This window comes from Streptococcus sp. 3705, from assembly GCF_013277145.1.
Classification (GTDB): domain Bacteria; phylum Bacillota; class Bacilli; order Lactobacillales; family Streptococcaceae; genus Streptococcus.
On sequence record NZ_VMMJ01000020.1, the window covers coordinates 1 to 20,101 of the forward strand.

General features: G+C 39.3%; 14 protein-coding genes and 1 other RNA gene. 7 read left to right on the forward strand and 8 right to left on the reverse strand.

The genetic code is table 11. The features are described 5' to 3' along the window. The 3 genes from HT714_RS06745 to HT714_RS06755 all read left to right on the forward strand — a co-directional run. On the forward strand, positions 1–864 hold an 864-nt coding region (locus HT714_RS06745), incomplete at its 5' end, for an Rpn family recombination-promoting nuclease/putative transposase (protein WP_240148109.1). A gap of 234 nt (positions 865–1,098) precedes the next feature. Beyond that, positions 1,099–2,817, forward strand: a complete 1,719-nt coding sequence (locus HT714_RS06750) for a phospho-sugar mutase (RefSeq protein ID WP_004254235.1) — start codon at positions 1,099–1,101, stop codon at positions 2,815–2,817. Positions 2,818–2,928: 111 nt separating this feature from the next. Continuing rightward, positions 2,929–3,276 (forward strand): thioredoxin, encoded by a 348-nt coding sequence (locus tag HT714_RS06755; protein ID WP_138702464.1) that lies wholly within the window; start codon positions 2,929–2,931, stop codon positions 3,274–3,276. 257 nt (positions 3,277–3,533) lie between these two features. Here the strand turns inward: HT714_RS06755 and ssrA are convergent. The 4 genes from ssrA to HT714_RS06775 form a co-directional block, all read right to left on the reverse strand. Then, positions 3,534–3,881, reverse strand: a transfer-messenger RNA (tmRNA) gene (gene ssrA, locus HT714_RS06760). A 61-nt stretch (positions 3,882–3,942) separates the two neighbouring features. Next, a complete protein-coding gene (locus HT714_RS06765) occupies positions 3,943–4,578 on the reverse strand; it encodes a GDSL-type esterase/lipase family protein (protein WP_173225935.1) in 636 nt (211 codons plus the stop codon). A 1-nt stretch (position 4,579) separates the two neighbouring features. After that, on the reverse strand, positions 4,580–5,407 hold the full coding sequence (locus HT714_RS06770) for an HAD family hydrolase (RefSeq protein WP_173225933.1): 828 nt from the start codon (positions 5,405–5,407) through the stop codon (positions 4,580–4,582). 21 nt (positions 5,408–5,428) lie between these two features. Further along, positions 5,429–6,748, reverse strand: a complete 1,320-nt coding sequence (locus HT714_RS06775; RefSeq protein ID WP_173225931.1) for a CapA family protein — start codon at positions 6,746–6,748, stop codon at positions 5,429–5,431. 316 nt (positions 6,749–7,064) lie between these two features. Between HT714_RS06775 and def the strand changes: the two genes are divergently transcribed. Beyond that, entirely contained in the window at positions 7,065–7,676 is a 612-nt protein-coding gene (def, locus tag HT714_RS06780) for a peptide deformylase (RefSeq protein ID WP_173225930.1), read from the forward strand. A gap of 44 nt (positions 7,677–7,720) precedes the next feature. Then, positions 7,721–8,449, forward strand: a complete 729-nt coding sequence (rlmB, locus tag HT714_RS06785) for a 23S rRNA (guanosine(2251)-2'-O)-methyltransferase RlmB (RefSeq protein ID WP_000855742.1) — start codon at positions 7,721–7,723, stop codon at positions 8,447–8,449. Between the two features lie 288 nt (positions 8,450–8,737). Here rlmB and htpX read toward each other — a convergent pair whose 3' ends face one another. Both htpX and HT714_RS06795 read right to left on the reverse strand, forming a co-directional pair. Further along, on the reverse strand, positions 8,738–9,637 hold the full coding sequence (gene htpX, locus HT714_RS06790; protein WP_173225928.1) for a zinc metalloprotease HtpX: 900 nt from the start codon (positions 9,635–9,637) through the stop codon (positions 8,738–8,740). 1 nt (position 9,638) lies between these two features. Next, positions 9,639–10,199: a LemA family protein gene (locus tag HT714_RS06795; protein WP_173225926.1), complete on the reverse strand. Its 561-nt coding sequence runs from the start codon at positions 10,197–10,199 to the stop codon at positions 9,639–9,641. Positions 10,200–10,292: 93 nt separating this feature from the next. Here HT714_RS06795 and rsmG point away from each other — a divergent pair, with 93 nt between their 5' ends. Next, positions 10,293–11,006 (forward strand): 16S rRNA (guanine(527)-N(7))-methyltransferase RsmG, encoded by a 714-nt coding sequence (gene rsmG / locus HT714_RS06800; protein ID WP_173225924.1) that lies wholly within the window; start codon positions 10,293–10,295, stop codon positions 11,004–11,006. A 204-nt stretch (positions 11,007–11,210) separates the two neighbouring features. Further along, positions 11,211–12,494, forward strand: coding sequence for a solute carrier family 23 protein (locus tag HT714_RS06805; protein WP_054381824.1), 1,284 nt, complete (start codon positions 11,211–11,213; stop codon positions 12,492–12,494). 297 nt (positions 12,495–12,791) lie between these two features. Here the strand turns inward: HT714_RS06805 and HT714_RS06810 are convergent, their stop codons facing one another. Then, complete coding sequence (locus HT714_RS06810) at positions 12,792–18,713, reverse strand: SIALI-17 repeat-containing surface protein (RefSeq protein ID WP_173251701.1); 5,922 nt, start codon at positions 18,711–18,713, stop codon at positions 12,792–12,794. A 202-nt stretch (positions 18,714–18,915) separates the two neighbouring features. Next, the gene (locus tag HT714_RS06815; RefSeq protein WP_173225920.1) at positions 18,916–20,094 is read right to left on the reverse strand and encodes a hypothetical protein; all 1,179 of its coding nucleotides are present in this window, start codon (positions 20,092–20,094) and stop codon (positions 18,916–18,918) included. Between the last annotated feature and the right edge of the window lie 7 nt (positions 20,095–20,101).

Here is a 20,101-nt window from a genome sequence, read left to right on the forward strand (position 1 = left end):
CCGGGCATTAGCCCAACCAACGACTTGGTTGCTAAGAAAATCTTTAGCAATCCAGAGATCACTTGTCAATTTATTCGCGATATGCTGGATTTACCAGCCAAAAATGTAACCATTTTGGAGGGGAGCAATATTCATGTCTTACCTTCCCTGCCCTACTCGGCACAGGACTTCTATACCAGTATAGACGTCTTAGCGGAGTTGGACAATGGGACACAGGTTATTATCGAAATACAAGTCCATCATCAGAATTTTTTCATCAATCGCCTGTGGGCTTATTTGTGCAGTCAGGTCAATCAAAACCTAGAAAAAATTCGCCAACGAGAAGGTGATACACATCAGAGTTATAAACACATCGCACCAGTATATGCTATTGCTATCGTAGATAGTAATTACTTCTCAGATGATTTGGCTTTTCATAGCTTTAGTATGCGCGAGGACACGACAGGTGAAGTCTTAACCATCACAACTAATGGACAAGAAAACCATCTAGTCAAGATGGCATTCTTGGAACTAAAAAAATACAGAGAAACCAGCAAAGACAAGGTTCGCAAACCGTGGTTGGAGTTTTTCGGGAATAAACCCTTTACTCAAGAACCCGAGCGAGCCATCAGCCAGGCAGATCAACTACTGGACTACAAAAGCTGGTCCGAGGAGGACAGGAAGATGTTTAGTGAACAACGCAGGCGAGAAGAACAAGCCTTGTTAGCGCATGACTATGCCTTGGAACAAGCTGAGGAGAAAGGACTGAAAAAAGGATTAGTAAATCTCGTTCGCCAGCATCTTTTAACCGCTGAGGTTGCAAGTCAGCAATTGGGAATGACTGTCGCTGAGTTTGAGGCGCTATTGAGAGATTATCACCAATAAAAGATACTGGGTAAAAGTCTTCTCATAATAAAACGTTTGGTATCAATGTTTTATTATGAGAAGACTTACTTTTTTTACTGAGATTGAATTTTCCCTAGCCTCAACATCATATAAACCCCAAATTCAATCCGACCTGGTTTGAAAAGATTTTCGAAGCAGATAAGGTTTTACTAAAACTAAAAAAAATGATATAATCAAACTGATTAAATGTTTTAAAAATAAAGGAGAATTTTAATGTCTTACCAAGAAAATTACCAGAAATGGGTTGATTTTGCGGAGCTTCCTGACTATCTTCGTCAAGATTTGGAAAATATGGACGAAAAAACTAAGGAAGATGCCTTCTATACAAATCTTGAATTTGGTACTGCAGGGATGCGTGGCTTGATTGGTGCTGGTACAAACCGCATCAACATCTACGTTGTTCGCCAAGCTACTGAAGGATTGGCTCGTTTGATTGAGTCAAAAGGTGGAAACGAAAAAGAACGTGGTGTCGCAATTGCCTACGATAGCCGTCACTTCTCACCTGAGTTTGCCTTTGAATCTGCTGCAGTTCTTGCTAAACACGGTATCAAATCTTATGTATTTGAAAGCCTTCGTCCAACTCCAGAACTCTCATTTGCGGTTCGTCACCTCAACTGTTTCGCGGGTATCATGGTCACAGCCAGCCACAACCCTGCTCCATTTAACGGTTACAAGGTTTACGGTGAAGACGGTGGACAAATGCCTCCACACGATGCGGACGCTTTGACTACTTATATCCGTGCAATCGAAAACCCATTTGCTGTTGAAGTTGCTGATGTGGAAGCTGAAAAAGCTTCTGGCTTGATTGAAGTTATCGGCGAAGCTGTTGACGTAGAATACCTTAAAGAGGTTAAGGACGTAAACATCAACCCAGCTTTGATTGAAGAATTTGGTAAAGACATGAAGATTGTCTACACACCACTTCATGGTACTGGTGAAATGTTGGCTCGTCGTGCCCTTGCCCAAGCAGGATTTGACTCAGTTCAAGTCGTTGAAGCGCAAGCAACTGCTGACCCAGACTTCTCAACTGTAAAATCTCCAAACCCAGAAAGTCAAGCAGCCTTTGCACTTGCTGAAGAACTTGGTCGTCAAGTTGGTGCAGATGTTCTTGTCGCAACTGACCCTGATGCTGACCGTGTCGGTGTTGAAGTTCTTCAAAAAGATGGTAGCTACCTCAACCTTTCAGGTAACCAAATCGGTGCTATCATGGCTAAATACATCTTGGAAGCCCACAAAAACGCTGGAACTCTTCCTGAAAATGCAGCCCTCTGCAAATCTATCGTATCAACTGACTTGGTAACGAAAATTGCTGAAAGCTACGGCGCAACTATGTTCAACGTCTTGACTGGTTTCAAATTTATCGCTGAAAAAATCCAAGAATTCGAAGAAAAACACAACCACACTTACATGATGGGATTTGAAGAAAGCTTCGGTTACTTGATCAAACCATTCGTACGTGATAAAGATGCTATCCAAGCCGTTCTTGTCGTTGCTGAACTTGCTGCCTACTACCGTTCACGTGGTTTGACACTTGCTGACGGTATCGAAGAAATCTACAAAGAGTACGGCTACTACGCAGAAAAGACTATCTCTGTTACCCTTTCTGGTGTCGATGGTGCCGAACAAATCAAAGCAATTATGGCTAAATTCCGTAACAATGCTCCAAAAGAATGGAATACAACAGCTATCACTGTCGTAGAAGACTTCAAAGCTCAAACAGCTACTGCTGCTGACGGAACTGTTACAAACTTGACAACTCCTCCAAGTGATGTGTTGAAATACACACTTGCTGACGGTTCATGGATTGCTGTTCGCCCTTCAGGTACAGAACCAAAAATCAAGTTCTACATTGCAGTTGTAGGGGAAACAAACGAAGAATCACAAGCTAAAATTGCTAACATCGAAGCAGAAATCAATGCTTTTGTAAAATAAAATCCTATAAAAGATGAGACCAACCAATCTCATCTTTTTTTCGTATCAAATCTAAGCAATTTTAGAAACTTTATGGCATACTAGACATATCAATGAAAGCGAGGTAATCTCATGGAACAATTTTTAGATAATATCAAAGACCTTGAAGTCACTACAGTTGCGCGTGCGCAAGAAGCTCTTGATAAAAAAGAAACTGCAACCTTCTTTATCGGTCGCAAAACTTGCCCTTACTGCCGTAAATTTGCTGGTACCTTGGCAGGTGTCGTAGCTGAAACCAAAGCTCACATCTACTTCATCAACAGTGAAGAACCAAGCCAACTCAATGAGTTACAAGCATTCCGCTCACGCTATGGAATCCCAACTGTACCAGGCTTTGTTCACGTTGCAGATGGACAAATCAACGTCCGTTGCGACTCTTCAATGTCAGCACAAGAAATCAAAGATTTCGCAGGATTGTAAAAAATCAGCTAACAATCACAAAAACGCATAATGAAGCCGAAGAACGCTTTATGAAGCACATAGATTTTTAGGATACGACAAAAATGTTGTATCCTTTTTGTGTCCCTTTTGTGTCCCTTTTGTAAAAATAGGGTCTGTTTTAGGCTCTGTTTGTGACTCCCTTTTTCGCAAAAGAATACCAAGGAATACCAAAGACAAAAATAAAAAACGTTGATTTAACAACGTTTTACCAAGGAATGCAAAAGAATGCAAAGGAATAATGGAGCCGGTGGGAGTCGAACCCACGTCCAAACACCTGCCAACATATTTGTCTACAACCATAGGTTATGTATTATTTTAACAGTCCCTCGACACATAACTCAAGCCTAGAAACTGCGAGTCTATCAATCTCTTATCAAGCCGCTAGACAAGACTTGATCGTATCTCGCTAATAATAAGACCTGTCATTGAACACGAGCAATCCAAATCGGGTCACGCCTGCTGGTTTTTAGGCAGCTAGAGCGTAAGAAGTGTTATTTTTTGCAGTTATATTTAACTGAGCGTTTACGTCGCCACACGAGTCGCAAAATATGCCTCATAATGCCTGTCGAATCCGTAACGACCCCAAAAGACAATAAAACCATTATACCTTATCTAACTCAAAAATGCAAAAAAGAAATTAATTAACTACAAAAGATAGTCTTTCAAAGATATTGTCAAAATCTGATAACCAGTGACACTAAGGTGCAATCCATCAGTTGTATATTCTTTTTTTAGTTGACCTTCTTGGTCTATCAAACTATCAAAAACTGGCACAAATTCCACCTGCATATAGGCAGAAGCAAGTTCTTGATAGGCTTGATTCCAGTTCTGAATTTTTTCATTCGAGCGGATATAGACTGTCTGCTTGTACTCCTCTCCCTCATTGACTGGCAAAATAGAAAGCAATTTTATCTCTGTCAATGGATAATCACGAGCAATAGACTGTATGATAGCTTCGAGATTATTGAGAGTCTCATTCACAGGCACATCTTTTCCGATATCATTTGTCCCAATTAAAAGGACAATTTTATCTACTGCTCCACCGTACAGATGCGCATCGAGGTTCTCAAGTAACAGCCCTGTCTGATAGCCACGAATGCCTCGATTGATAATTGTCTTTGCAGTCCCAAATAGCTCCTGTAGAGGATAATACTCGACAATGGAATCCCCAATAAAAAGAATGTCTGGCTCTACAACAGAAACCTGATTTAAGTGACGATACTTGTTTTGGATTTTTTCTTGTTCCTTTAGTAACCAATTTTCTAATAACTGTACTGCCACTTCATTCTCCTTTTTCTAACCAGTTTTCCAAGACTTGATAAACTCCTCCTTGGCTATTGGCTGGCGCTAGAGCCGTCGCAACAGCTTTGGCCTTATCATCAGCATTTTCCATCGCATAGGCAATTCCAGCCATTTCAAGCATTTCAACATCATTTTCACTATCGCCAAAAGCCATGATTTGTTGGGAGGTCAAGTCCCAGCGCTTGAGTAATTCTTCCAAGCCCCATGCTTTATGAATTCCAGCTTGGAGGATATCAATGCAACCATAGCCACTGGATACAGCCCGAACACGGCCATCAAAGAGGTCATTGATTTCTTCCAAGACCGAATTCAAACGTTCCTCACCAACAACCATACTCATCTTGAGCACACCACCAAAGAGGTCAGAGGTTAATTCATCCACAAACTGCATCCGTTGGTAGAATTTTTCAATCATTTCTGGAGTCATAAAACTTTCAAGATCTGTAAAAATCGTACCTTCTTTGACGAAACCACCCTTCATGCCCGTCACAACAAACTGGTCCTGACACGCTCGATCCTTGAAATGAGCCAAAGCCTTATCGACAATGGCATCATCCCAAGTCTGAGCCTGAATCGGTTCATTGTTTTCAAAAATACGAGCACCGTTGGCAACAACCAGAACCACTCTATCGACCAAGTGCTCCAGTAGTTGCCTCATGCGGTGAATTTCATTGCCCGTCGCGATGACAAAACGAATACCCTTTTGATCCAACTGATCTAAAATCTTTTCCAATCGTGGGAGATCCAGCTGGCCTCTAGCATCCAGCAAGGTCCCATCCATATCTGTCGCAATTACTTTAATCGTCATTTACTTCCCTCTGGATTCAAGCTAATCCCACTTCAATCCCACATGTTCGTTCATTTCTTTATAGGCTGTATCAATTCGTTCCTTAGTCGCTTCATCTAACTGGTCACGATGACTGCCACCCTCTATGAAATCTTCCAAGATATAGGTTTGATAATGATATAAAGGATAGCCTTCTGGTGAAAAGGTTCCCTTTGGTGTTCTATTGACCCAAGTAGGATGAGCTTTAGCTGTTCCGATAGTTGTTTTTCCATCCTTCTTCTTAATGGTCACGTCCATGAGAACGCCACGTTCAGTCCACTTAGCATTTTCTTCATCTCCCATAGATTCAATTCGTTGATTGGAAATGAAGTTCCCCATTGAATAGATAATGAGTTTCTTTTCTCCATCTTTTTCAACCGTTTCAGATGGCTCAACTACGTGTGGATGACCTCCAAAGATAATATCCGCTCCCCAATCAATCATCTTGTGATAAAGAGCTTTTTGTTCCTCAGTTGGTTCCAATCGATACTCAACACCCATCTGAGGCATGATAATGGTGATATCTGCTTCCTTCTCTGCCCGTTCAATTTCATCCTTCATCTTATCTTCGTTTAAATCTGAAAGATAACGATTATAGTCTTCCTGAGAAATATACTGCTCAATTCCATTGAAACCATAGGAATAGGCCAAAAGAGCAACCTTGATACCATTCACTTCCTTAATGACCAGCGGAGCCTGATCACGTGGTTCATGCGTATAAACTCCGATTGGAGTGATTCCAGCTTTCTCAATAATATCGGCCGTTGAAATAACTCCCTCAATTTGCGAATCCAAAATATGATTATGAGCTAAATCCAGCACATGATAACCTGCATCCTTAATGGCATCCATAACTTCAGCAGGAGCATTAAAGAGAGGATAACCTGCTAAATAATGATCCTTATTGATGGTTCCTTCAAAATCACCAATAGCTAAGTCTGCTTGCTTAAGCCAAGGAGTAACATACTCAAAATTCTCATGAAAGTCATAGGTACCGTCTCCTTTTTTAGCTGAAAAGAAAAGTCCATCGTGGTAGAGCAAATCTCCGTTGGCCATAATTCTGGCAGTTTTTTCCTCTTCCTGCTCCTGAGACTTTTGCTTAGTCCCCTCTTGAGAAATAGTATCTCGTTTTTGACTGGTTAAAGGGATTCCTTGGAAACTTTCAAACAACAAGACCAAGCCCATTGATAAAGCAACTGCTAGCAAGAGTATCGCCACAAATCCTTTATTGCTCCACCTGCGATAACTCCTAAAAAAGTTTACCAAGCCCTTCATAAAACGAAAAGCTAAACCACCCTGATTTCTACCTTGTCTTCTTTGCATCTTCATTCTCCCTACTTTCTTATGCAAGCCTTTTCTTTTTATTATATCATAGATAAGTAATTCTTTCACAATTGATACTCTTCGAAAATCTCTTCAAACCACGTCGGCGTCGCCTTACCGTATATATGTTACTGACTNNATCTGCAACCTCAAAACAGTTTTTTGAGCAACCTGCGGCTAGCTTCCTAGTTTGCTCTTTGATTTTCATTGAGTATGAATTGAACTTCCTATCTATTTTCTATAAATCCTAAAGGCTATAACACTTTCAATCCTTGTCATTTTGTGTTATCATGTAGAGGTAATGAAAGGAGAGAAAATGTCTGCTATAGAACGTATTACAAAAGCTGCTCACTTAATTGATATGAACGATATTATCCGCGAGGGGAATCCTACTCTACGCGCGGTTGCTGAGGAAGTCACTTTTCCCTTGTCTGACCAGGAAATCATCCTAGGCGAAAAGATGATGCAATTCCTTAAACATTCCCAAGATCCCGTCATGGCTGAACAGATGGGACTCCGCGGTGGGGTTGGACTGGCTGCTCCTCAGTTGGATATCTCAAAACGCATTATCGCTGTTTTGGTGCCAAATATTGTTGAAGAAGGCGAAACGCCACAGGAAGCCTACGACTTACAAGCCATTATGTACAATCCAAAAATCGTCTCTCACTCTGTTCAAGACGCTGCTCTTGGTGAAGGAGAAGGTTGCCTGTCTGTTGACCGCAACGTGCCTGGCTATGTTGTTCGCCATGCCCGCGTTACTGTTGATTACTTTGACAAAGATGGAGAAAAACACCGTATCAAACTTAAAGGATATAATTCCATCGTTGTTCAGCATGAAATTGACCACATTAACGGAATCATGTTTTACGATCGCATCAATGAAAAAGACCCATTTGCAGTTAAAGATGGTTTACTAATTCTAGAATAAAGAAAATCCCGTTGCAAGACGGGGTTTTGTGTTATAATAGAGGCATGAAAACAAATGATATTGTCTATGGCGTCCACGCCGTTACCGAAGCCCTCCTTGCAAACACAGGAAACAAACTTTACCTCCAAGAAGATCTCCGAGGTAAGAATGTTGAGAAAGTCAAAGAACTGGCTACAGAAAAGAAGGTGTCCATTTCTTGGACTTCAAAAAAATCCCTTTCTGAGATGACTGAAGGTGCTGTCCACCAAGGTTTTGTTCTACGAGTGTCTGAATTTGCCTATAGCGAGCTAGATCACATTCTTGCCAAAACGCGTCAAGAAGAAAATCCTTTGCTATTGATTCTGGACGGGTTAACTGACCCTCACAACCTAGGCTCCATCTTAAGAACCGCTGATGCGACCAATGTTTCAGGTGTCATCATTCCCAAACACCGTGCTGTCGGAGTAACTCCTGTCGTTGCCAAAACGGCCACAGGTGCTATTGAACACGTTCCAATTGCCCGAGTAACCAATCTGAGCCAAACTCTGGACAAACTCAAGGATGAAGGATTCTGGACCTTTGGAACGGATATGAATGGTACTCCGTGCCACAAGTGGAATACAAAAGGGAAAATCGCCCTCATCATCGGAAATGAAGGAAAAGGTATCTCTAGTAACATCAAAAAACAGGTTGATGAGATGATTACCATTCCGATGAATGGACATGTTCAAAGTCTCAATGCCAGTGTTGCTGCGGCCATTCTCATGTACGAAGTTTTCCGAAATAGACTATAAAAATCAAAGAGCAAACTAGGAAGCTAGCTGTAGACAGCTCAAAGCACTGCTTTGAGGTTGTAGATGGAACTGACGAAGTCAGCTCAAAACATGTTTTTGAGGTTGTGGATAGAACTGACGAAGTCAGTAACATATATCTACTCCAAGGTGAAGCTAACGTGGTTTGAAGAGATTTTCGAAGAATATAAGTTGGATCCTAACAAATTGATTTCTGAGTCTAATCTATATAAGAAAATGAGCATCTCCAACTACGAGAATGCTCATTTTTTAGGATTGTATAGGCAAATTTTACATCTGTTTCAAACGTTCAATCCGTTCTGAGATAGGTGGGTGGGTATAAAAAAGTTTTTGGAACCCTCCCCCTTTCTTGGGATCATTGATATAAAGTGCGCTGCTGGCATCATCAACAGGACGACTCATTGGTTTACTATTATCCAACTTATGTAGAGCATTGATCATTCCTTGTGGATTGCGGGTCAACTCGACACTGGAAGCATCAGCTAGGAATTCCCTCTGGCGAGAAATAGCTAGTTGCACCAAGGTTGCAGCAAGAGGGGCCAGCACAATAGCTAGTAGGGAAACCACGAGCATAATAATTTCTAATCCATTTCCATCTCGATCATCGTCACTTCGTCTGCGACCTGCTCCACCCCACCACATCATACGACCTGCCATACTAGAAAGCATGGTGATAGCACTAGCAAGGGCAACAGCAATAGTCGAAATGCGGATATCGTAATTACGAATATGACTGACTTCATGTCCCATAACAGCTTCTAGTTCTTCACGATTCATGATAGCTAGGAGACCTGATGTCGCAGCAACCGCTGCGTTTTGAGGGTTAGAGCCTGTCGCAAAGGCATTTAAGGCTGGATCATCAATGATGAAAACACGGGGCATAGGAATCTGAGCGACCATAGCCATATCTTCCACTACATGGTAGAGGTCTGGTGCCGTTTGCTCATCAACCTCACGCGCGCCATTCATAGACATGACAATCTCTGTCGATTGAAAAATCATGGACAAGGCATAGATAAAGCCTATAATCAGTGCGATAACCAAACCACCAAACCCAGAACGCATAAAGAGGTAACCAACCGCATAGCCAACAAGAGCTAAGAGTAGGAAAAATACCAGCAACAAAATCCAGGTTTTTCGTTTATTGCTTGCAATTTGATCAAACAACATCTTAGTCACCTAAACCGCTAAAATCAACTTTAGGAACTGCCTTTTCCTCTTCTGGTGTTTGAAGGAAATCTGCTGCTTTAAATCCAAACATTCCAGCGATAATATTGCTTGGGAAAGTTTCTAATTTTACATTGTAGTTGCTTACAACACTGTTGTAGAGTTGACGAGAGTAAGAAATTTTATTTTCTGTGTTTGTCAACTCCTCTTGCAATTTAACAAAGTTTGTACTAGCTTTCAAATCTGGATAGCTTTCTGCAACTGCAAAAATACCTGAAACCTGACGAGTAAGGGCATCACTAGCTTTCATAGCTTCTGCTGGTGAAGTCGCTGCCGCCACTTGGTTACGAAGTTCTGCCACCTTTTCGAGGGTAGAACCTTCATATTTAGCATAACCTTTTACAGTCTCAATCAAGTTTGGCAAGAGGTCATTTCGACGTTTCAACTGAACATCAATCTGGCTCCAAGCCTCCTTTGTTTGCATACGATTCTTAACCAAACCGTTATAGCTAACAATCACAAAAATAACAATAAGAGCGATAACTCCAAGAATAATCCAAGTCATGATATAAGTCCTTTCTGCTTTTAGATTAGTACCAGTATATCAAATTTTTTATGATTGTGGTAAAATAAGATGATACTAAAGAAGGAAATAACTATGAAACCAGAAACATTTTACAACTTGCTTGCCGAGCAAAATCTTCCACTTTCGTACCAGCAAAAAAAACAATTTGAACGTTATTTTGAACTCTTGGTCGAGTGGAATGAAAAGATTAATTTAACAGCCATTACGGACAAGGATGAAGTTTATCTCAAACATTTTTACGATTCGATTGCACCCATCCTTCAAGGTTTGATTCCTAATGAAACTATCAAACTTCTTGATATTGGAGCTGGGGCAGGATTTCCTAGTCTACCAATGAAAATCCTCTATCCTCAGTTAAATGTAACTATCATTGATTCTCTAAATAAGCGCATCAACTTCCTCCAACTTTTGGCTCAAGAACTGGATTTGGACGGTGTTCATTTCTACCATGGACGTGCCGAAGATTTTGCCCAAGACAAGAACTTCCGTGCTCAATATGATTTTGTAACAGCTCGTGCGGTTGCCCGCATGCAGGTTTTATCTGAATTGACTATTCCCTACCTTAAAGTTGGCGGAAAACTATTGGCGCTCAAGGCCAGCAATGCTCCTGAGGAATTATTAGAAGCTAAGAATGCCCTCAACCTCCTTTTTAGTAAGGTCGAAGACAATCTCAGCTACGCCCTACCAAATGGAGATCCGCGTTACATCACAGTGGTAGAAAAGAAAAAGGAAACACCAAATAAATATCCACGTAAGGCTGGCATGCCAAATAAACGCCCGCTTTAATCTTTTTAGTAAAAAAATATTTACAAAGTTTGCAATTTTTGCTATACTATCACAAGCAAAGGTTTTTAATGTCATCCCGTGAGGTGACGAAGACGCAGAAATATTTGAAACTCTTTAAAATCTAAATTTTAAAGAAGTCTTACTCTGAGGGCCTATTGCTGTAAAATAATGGGCTCTTTTTTGATGCCCAAAAGTGAGGTTTATATGAAACAAGAATCAACTGTTGATTTGTTACTAGACGTTGACCAACGTCCTTCGGCTGGAAAAGGAATTCTCCTTAGTTTCCAACACGTTTTCGCCATGTTTGGTGCGACCATCTTGGTACCATTGATTTTGGGAATGCCCGTATCTGTTGCCCTTTTTGCTTCAGGTGTCGGGACACTCATCTACATGATTGCTACTGGATTTAAAGTTCCAGTTTATCTAGGTTCTTCATTTGCCTTTATCACAGCTATGTCACTGGCTATGAAAGAAATGGGTGGTGATGTATCTGCTGCCCAAACAGGGGTTATCTTGACTGGTTTGGTCTATGTCCTTGTTGCTACCAGCATCCGATTTGTAGGAACAAAATGGATTGATAAACTCTTGCCACCAATCATTATCGGTCCTATGATCATCGTTATCGGTCTTGGACTTGCAGGTTCAGCTGTTACCAATGCAGGGCTTGTAGCAGACGGAAATTGGAAAAATGCTCTGGTAGCCGTTGTTACGTTCTTGATTGCTGCCTTTATCAATACAAAAGGAAAAGGCTTCCTACGAATCATTCCATTCCTCTTTGCCATTATCGGTGGTTACCTCTTCGCACTAACTCTTGGATTGGTTGACTTTACACCAGTTCTAAAAGCTAACTGGTTTGAAATCCCTGGCTTCTACTTGCCATTTAGCACAGGTGGTGCCTTTAAAGAATACAATCTTTACTTCGGTCCAGAAACCATTGCCATCTTGCCAATCGCTATCGTAACAATTTCTGAACACATCGGCGACCATACTGTTTTGGGTCAAATCTGTGGCCGTCAATTCTTGAAAGAACCAGGTCTTCACCGTACTCTTCTTGGTGACGGTATCGCAACTTCTGTTTCTGCCTTCCTTGGTGGACCAGCCAATACAACTTATGGAGAAAATACAGGGGTTATCGGTATGACTCGTATCGCTTCTGTCTCAGTTATCCGTAACGCTGCCTTCATCGCAATTGCCCTTAGCTTCCTTGGCAAATTCACTGCCTTGATTTCAACTATTCCAAACTCTGTACTTGGTGGTATGTCAATTCTTCTCTATGGAGTTATCGCCAGCAACGGTTTGAAAGTCTTGATCAAAGAACGTGTTGATTTCGCTCAAATGCGTAACCTAATCATCGCAAGTGCTATGTTGGTCCTTGGACTTGGAGGAGCTATCCTTAAACTTGGTCCAGTTACCCTTTCAGGAACTGCCCTATCAGCCATGACAGGAATCATCTTGAACTTGATCTTGCCATACGAAAATAAAGACTAAGAGACTTGACGCAGAAAGAGAATGAACAAAAACGAGCTTCTCTTTACTAACCCCAAAAAGTTGCACAAATAATTATTGAAAGGATTTAGTTCTGTACTGCACAAGACTAAGTCCTTTTATAGTAAAATGAAGCAAAACAGTACATCATGTGGTATCGTCTGAAACAAGAACAAGACAAAAGAGCCTCAAAAAAAGGTATTGCAACTTGGCAATACCTTTTTGAGGTGCTTTTTGAAAGCCATCAAATGGTGACTTTTCAGAGGGAGCAAAAAACTGTCCTCTTTATATTTTAAACATTTAAATGTCTTCTTTAAACAGTTTATTAAAGAAACCGTCTGTGTTTTTAAGAAGGGCTTTGAATACCTTAGATTTAAGAGCAACAGTGTGAGAGAAGTCATCTGGTTTCTTCAAATCTTCTTCAACTGCTTTAACAAAGATATCCTTCAATTGTGTATAGTTGGTAATTTGACGACCATCAATTTCAATAGTTTCAAATCCTTTTTCTGCTTTTGATTTAACCTCTTTGAACCATTCTTTTTTCCACTCTTCAAGATTATTGAATTTATCCTTAGAAACTTTCTTAATAATGAAATCATCACCTAAGAGACCTTTATTGTCGTTATTAGCGGCGCCTTGATGTTTGCTTGAAACATAATCAATGAATCCATGTTCGTATCCATAGTAACCCCACATACGGAAGGCATTGTGCTTAAATGATAATGAACCTGGGGCACCTTTACTTGTATTACCACCATAAATACCAGCCATCATTTGAACATTAACATATGCTGAATTAGGCCTAAAGTCCTCTGGTCGGAATATACCATTACCTGGATTATTATGTTTGGTCATAAAGTTATTATCAACCAAATCGTTAATACTTGATAATTTCTTAGAACTCTCTTCTTGATTTAAGTCACGCACTTTGTCCCATTGGTGAGGACCACTTAGTTTATTTCTATCCATTGGTCGACGTATTTCACGGTCAATTTTCTTGAACCACTTGCTATTGTCACCATTTAATTTTGGAATTACAGCATCTGCTTCAACATAATCCAACATCATTAACGCTTCATTGTAGTTCTTCATGTAGCGATCAATATCTTCACGAGTTTTAAGTTTATCAGGATTATAATTGTACCATTGGTTACCATCATTTTGACGTTCAAATGCCATATTTAATCCAAGTGCGCCGTATTCACCTTGATGTCCGTGTTCTGCTGGAGTTTGTAACATACCCTGAGCAAATGCTTCAAGGTCTGTACCTTGTCGATGTCTATGGCCTCCCAGATATGCCATTCGGTCATTTACGTGGGTAGTTTCATGTGTAAAGGCAGATGTGCCGTATTCACTTATTAAATTCGACATAACAAAATATACAGCATCCATAGGCTGTGGATCAGCAAAGATGTAAGCATAGGCTCCATATCCAGGTTTATAAGCATGATACTTATCAATACGCCCAAAGAATTCACGAATAGGTGCATAATCCGGTTTATCTTTTCGATGGCCAAATCTATCAGGCCAGCCACCTGGAGCGTTATGATTATCCCATACAGGAGTTGGAACTACATTTTGACTCTTAAGAAGTTTATCGCGGACATTATCAGTAGCAAGACGTGACCAAAAATCTAAGTAATTAACTTGCTCTTTGGCACGTAGATTAATCTCTTTTTTAAAGGCTTCACGTTCTTCTTCAGTATTTTTGTTGTATTTTTCAAACGAACTAAATGAGATAGTATTATACGTTGAAATCATAAATAAATGTGCATTTTTCAAGTTAAGAAGAGGTAAAATCATACGCCCATGCTGCCCATTATTAATTCCTTCGTATAGACGATATTTTTTGTTGGCAAATGCAGGGTTCGTTGATGGTTGTTCAACTACATACGCGTTCTTTTCAATAGCTTTCTTAAACCAGTCATTTATATCTGTATGGTTAGTGAATAGCTTCATATTGTAATGTAAGAATCCATTTAATTCATTTATTCCGATTGTTCCACCTATAGTTTCACGATAAGCTTCTAAAGTTCTATCTCCTTTAACATTTCTTTCATTTGAACCAATTTTGATTAAGAAATCTAAAACATCAACATTCTTACCATAAAAATCAGGTTTAAACATCATAATATCTTTAATTGATAACTCATCGTATTTAAAACCATAATATTGATTTAAGTAGGCCAGCCCCATCATGATTTTAGCTTTATTATCTTCTACTTTCTTGAGTAAAGCACGCTCAACTACTTCCCCACCATTTAACTGATGATCTTCATTTTCTAAAATCTGACTAACAAGTTTTTCTAAGTTTCCTTTTACTTCTTCAAAGCTTTCTTCTAAATACAATCCTTTAATGTACTCAGTCTTCTTCTCAGGAGTGTTTTGCCAAGGCTTCTCACGTTTATCCATCAAAGCACGAACTTCATCTGAAAGTAAGGTAACACTAGCTAACTTCTCTTTAATACCGCTTGCTAACTGGTTACGATTCTTCATAACCATATTTGGAGTATAGACAATGTTTTGACCTGCTACATCATACTCTTTTACTTGAGCTACTTTAGAGTCAGTTTTAGCAGTTACAGCTAACTCTTCTTTTGTACCATCAGAATAGTGAACCATAATCTTATCAATATCCGATAAATCAGTGACAAATTGCCCTGCTTTCATACCTGTTACAGACAGAACAGTTTTCTTAACAAGATTGGAATCATCTGTTAACTTATTCCCTTGGTTTACAATCCACTCTTTGTTATAAAATGGTTGCAGTTTTTCCAAGTTTCGATAAGCTAGGTTTCTTGTTTCTTGGTAGTCCTGAATCGCTTTATATTCAGAATCTCTATCAACGATACGATTTAACTTGTTTACGACAGGATCTTGAATAGTAAAGGTGTTGGCTGTGATATTCATCTTAGCGATTTTAGCATCTGCTTCGGCTTGAGAGATACCAGTAATACGATTTGAATGTTTGTAGGAAGATAAACCACTTGCAACACCATTTACATAATTTACACGTTTGATATTATCTAATCCAAAATATTGGTCATTATCATTCAAGGCTGGTGAACCATAGACAATTTCACCATTATTTACTTTAAGCATTGTTACGACGTCTTCAATAACACCCCAGTTAAAGTTGTTATGAATTACACCTCCACTTTCGCCATGCTGAATCAAATTCATAGTACCTTTTATTACAGCATTTCGGAGAAATCCTTTTTTACCTACTGTCATCGAGTCAATACCATGATCTAGTTTACCAATTAAACCACCATATTTAGATTTATTGGCACTAATCTTAGCATCAACGTAAGCTTTATCAACGTTACTTATCCAACTTTCGCTGACAAGTCCACCAGACCACCAGCCTTTATCTCCAAGACTGTTAATCTTACCAATAAAAGCTACATTGCGCATATTAGCTTCGTCTAACTTATTAACAGCACCGGTTACATCGTTATTTCCTGTTACTGAACCTACTACTTTGATATTCTCAAGGGTAGATTTCTTAAACATATTACCAATAGGTGCAACTTTATCAGCCAAAGGCATATTGATATCTACATTACCTAAGTTAAAGTTTTTAAGTGTAGCACCTTCAGCCTCATTAAACAAAGGTCTTTCTAAGTTATGAATCGTGTACTGATGGTTCTCTACACTTGATAAAGTACCTCTAAACTTAGCCATAACATAAGCTTTACCTGCTGGCTTAACGTTAACTGCATTCAAATCTGCACCAAGTTTAAACTCACCGGTAGGATTTGCTTGCATATCTTTTGCTAAATCATGGAAATTGTAATAAACCTTATCCTCGGTAGCCCTCGGTTTTTCAAGATAATAAGTGTAAATGTCTCTTAACTTACCGTCTTTATCACGTTGAACTAAGTCAGGTGCTTTTGCCGTTACCTTGTAAAGCTGCTTACCTTCTTCAATGACCTCTTCAATCTTATCAATTGCTAAACGAGTCACTTTGTTTTCTCTTGAGGTTACTTTTAAGTAATAGTTGTTAACATCACTTGGAAGAGAAGTTAAATGATTACTATCGCTTTCGACACCGCTTTCGTTTACTTGTACGAGACTGGTGTTTGCAATATCTTTCAACTCAACTTTTTTCAAATCCAAGCGAAGTGGTTTCTCTTCTAATGTTGCAGTTTCTTCTCCCTTACCACGGTCATAGGTCATAGTGGTTTCTATCTTATAGTCTTTGTAGAATTTTAAATCTTCTACCTGCTTATCTAATTGCTCTGAAGTTAAATCTACTGTTTTGACAATTTCATTTCCATCTTTAATTGTCGCAGTAATTTTATTGATCTTGACTCCATCTGTATTAACCAAATGATAAGAAAGATTTGCGGAGCGGTCTAATACATTTGTATCTGTTCGCTCCAAAGTCAAAACAGGAGCCGTTTTTTCTTTAGGCTTTTCTTTTGTACCTTTTACAAGAATTTCAGGCTTCATTTCTTTCAAGATAGTTACTGTTTCAACTGGTTCACTAATTTTTTTGCCATGTAACTCTTCATAGCTAGTAACAATTTGACGTTCGCCATCCTCACCAATTTGTTTAACAGAATTATCGCCTATAAATTTGGTAGGATCAGATTCTTCTATAGTCGTTTTAGAAATAGTCTCGGTCCGGATATCGGTATGTAAAGAAGGCAACTCTTCTCTTTCTGATGCAACTTCTGAAACTGTAGATATTGGTTCAGTATACTCTGGAATGTCGATAACAGGTGGCTCAATCAAGTTTCCATTTTCATCTACTCCTGTTGTACCTACAGGTTCAGTGTATTCTAGTTTCTCATGAACTTCAGGCTCAACAAGGTTTGCACCTATTGGTTGCGTATAGTCAGGCTTCTCATGAACTTCCGCTTCACCTTTATCAGTCACAACTGCTTCTGGCAACTCAGGCTGAACTTCTGGTACGCCTTTATCACTTACTACAGCTTCTGGTAAAGCTGGTTGAACTGCTGGTTCAACAATAGCTCCCGCCTGTACGTCCTTATGTTCTACACCAGTCTCAGGTTGTTCCTTTATAACTTGAGTTTTTTTAGTACCTTTTTCGACTATTCTTGAAACAGGCGCAGTCGTTGAAGTTGAAACAATTTCTCGCGAAACTTCTTCCTTGTTTACAGAGAATATTCTGACGACTTCAACTTTCTTACCTAATTTACCTTCTTGTTTGACTCTTACAGTTCTTTCAGCTAAATCAGGATTTTCTTGAATTTCTTCTTGAAAATCTATTTTTGTCTCTATAGTTTCATCACGATATAAGAGTTCAGGTTTGTTCAATTGACCTGATAAAACTTCATCCTGTGGATTTAATGTATTTACCCCAGTCTTTTCTTTTGGAGAAACCTTCTCCTCTTTCTTCGTCTCTAGATTCTTATGTTCTGCTAATTGTGATTGAGAATTTGAAGATTGTTTCTCTTCTTTTCTTGGATCGGTTAATTCTGTAGAGAGAGGTTTTTCCACTACTTGAACTTCTGTCGGCTTAGTTGAAGAAACAGGTGTTTGTTCCTGAATAGCTTGTACTGTTGATGGATTCTCTACAAAATTCGGTGTAACATTATAATCCACCTTTTGTTGTTTTGTAGGAGTGGCAACTGAACTCTTTTGATTACTTACTTCAGAATCAGAAGTAGTTTTCCCCTCTTTGATATATCCAATATAAGTGTAACCTGAAATCTCTTTAGGAAGAGGTAATTTTTCTCCAGAGGTCAATTCATAGTCCGTATTGTAATTTAGCAAAAGATGATTTTCTAAAGCATGAGCCGATACAAGAACACCGTTTCCTATTCCTGCAACCAATACTAAATGTAATACCGTTTTATTCTTAACTTTTTTCTTGGAAACAGCAAAAATTAAAATTCCCAGAGCAGCTAAGCTAGCACCAGCAACTAAGGCTTGCACCTCATTCTTGCTTCCAGTATTTGGCAATTCCGCCAGTTGATTTTGAGAATTTAACTTATAAACAAGATAATAAGTCTCATCATCATTCTCCACGTATGTCGGAATATCATAGACAAGCTGCTTCTTTTCTTCTGATGATAGCTCTGACTCTGTCACATATTTATAGTGAACTCCTGAAGTTTCTTGAGCATCCACAGATGAACTAGCTAATACAGACATAAAAAATAAACTTGAAATCGTTGCAGATACAAGTCCTACTGATAATTTTCTAAATGAAAAACGCTCTTGTTTTTCACCAAAATATTTTTCCATGATTCCTCCTTGAAATACAATTTATAGATGTTACAAAGACTTTTATTATATTAGTGTATTATCTATAAAAAAGGCAGTATACCTTAATTATACTATTTATTTACCGAAAAGTCTTAAAATTGCGTAGCGTTTTCATACTTTGTTTTATATTATTTTGGGGATACAATAACACCTACCATGGAATTTCCACGGTAGGTGTTACTCATATCAATAATCGTTCTAAAAATGATTTGATGCAGTTGAGGAGAATTCCTTCTATCCAGCTTTCTTGTGCTGAGGATAGATGTTCTGTCTGAAGGCTTTCTTTTAAAAAGTCTCGAACTTGTTCTGGTGCAATTTCAAATTCAAAGGCTTTCATTTTATATAAAAAGTCGAGCAGATGATCTGACAGGTATTGGGTTGAAAAGGGAACTTCTCCGCTTTTTCGATATTCTAATAAGAGGCGAGCAAATCGGGCTTTTTCTTCAGGAAGCTTACGAAAATAGGAATTGAGGAGCCAGGTCTGCTTCTGCTTTCTTTCAATTGGATCCTGACCGGCAATTCGTTGATCTTTTTCCAACTCTTTTTGGTATTGTTTGGCCTTGATAGCCCGTTCTGTCCGATTTTTACCAAAAAGAATTTTCTCCCACTTGCGTTCTTCTTGAGTCAGTGTCTCTGTAAAGCCAAAGTAATCTTGATAAGCCCGCTCTGCTGGGCCCATAGCTAGAACCAGATTGTCTGCATATTGCTTGGCGATTTTATCCCTCTTCTTGCGCTCTTTCTCTGCCTGAATACGGAGTTCTTGTTCGTAGTCAATTTTATCTTTTCCTAGTTTGACAAGGTAGAGTTGGTCATCTGGTTTTCCAAGTAAAAAGGGTTTGATACACTTTTCAAGCACTTCTTCCATCCGAGCCTTTTTCTTTGGCTCCGCCTTGGTCCAACTTCCTCCTTGAAAGACTTCTAGGAAGAGCTGGTAGTCTTTCTCAGGTGAGAACTGATTGCCACGATTGGGTTTAAAAACACCTTTTTCCCAGAGCCACTTTAGAAGACGCTCGTCAAAGTCACTTTTGTTAACCTTGATTTTTTCCTTTTTCTGGGATTTTCTGGTCAGATTTTCAACCTTTCTGAGTAGTTTTTCTTCCTCTTCCAATTGCTGTTCAAGGGTCAATCGATGAAAATGACGAACACAGTCGCTACCAATTGGAAAGAGGCGTTGGCCTGTGACACCGTTAAAGAGTTCATAAGCGTATTTGATAGCATTTCCACAGACACAATTGCTACGGCCGATACCGTTAAAAATCAAGGAAACTTCATTCCATTCCTTGGTAGCTTGTTCCCAAGTATCAGCTTTTGAAGCCTGTAAAACCGCATCATGCAGGGATTTTCTAACTGGAAGTGTCATGAGGTCT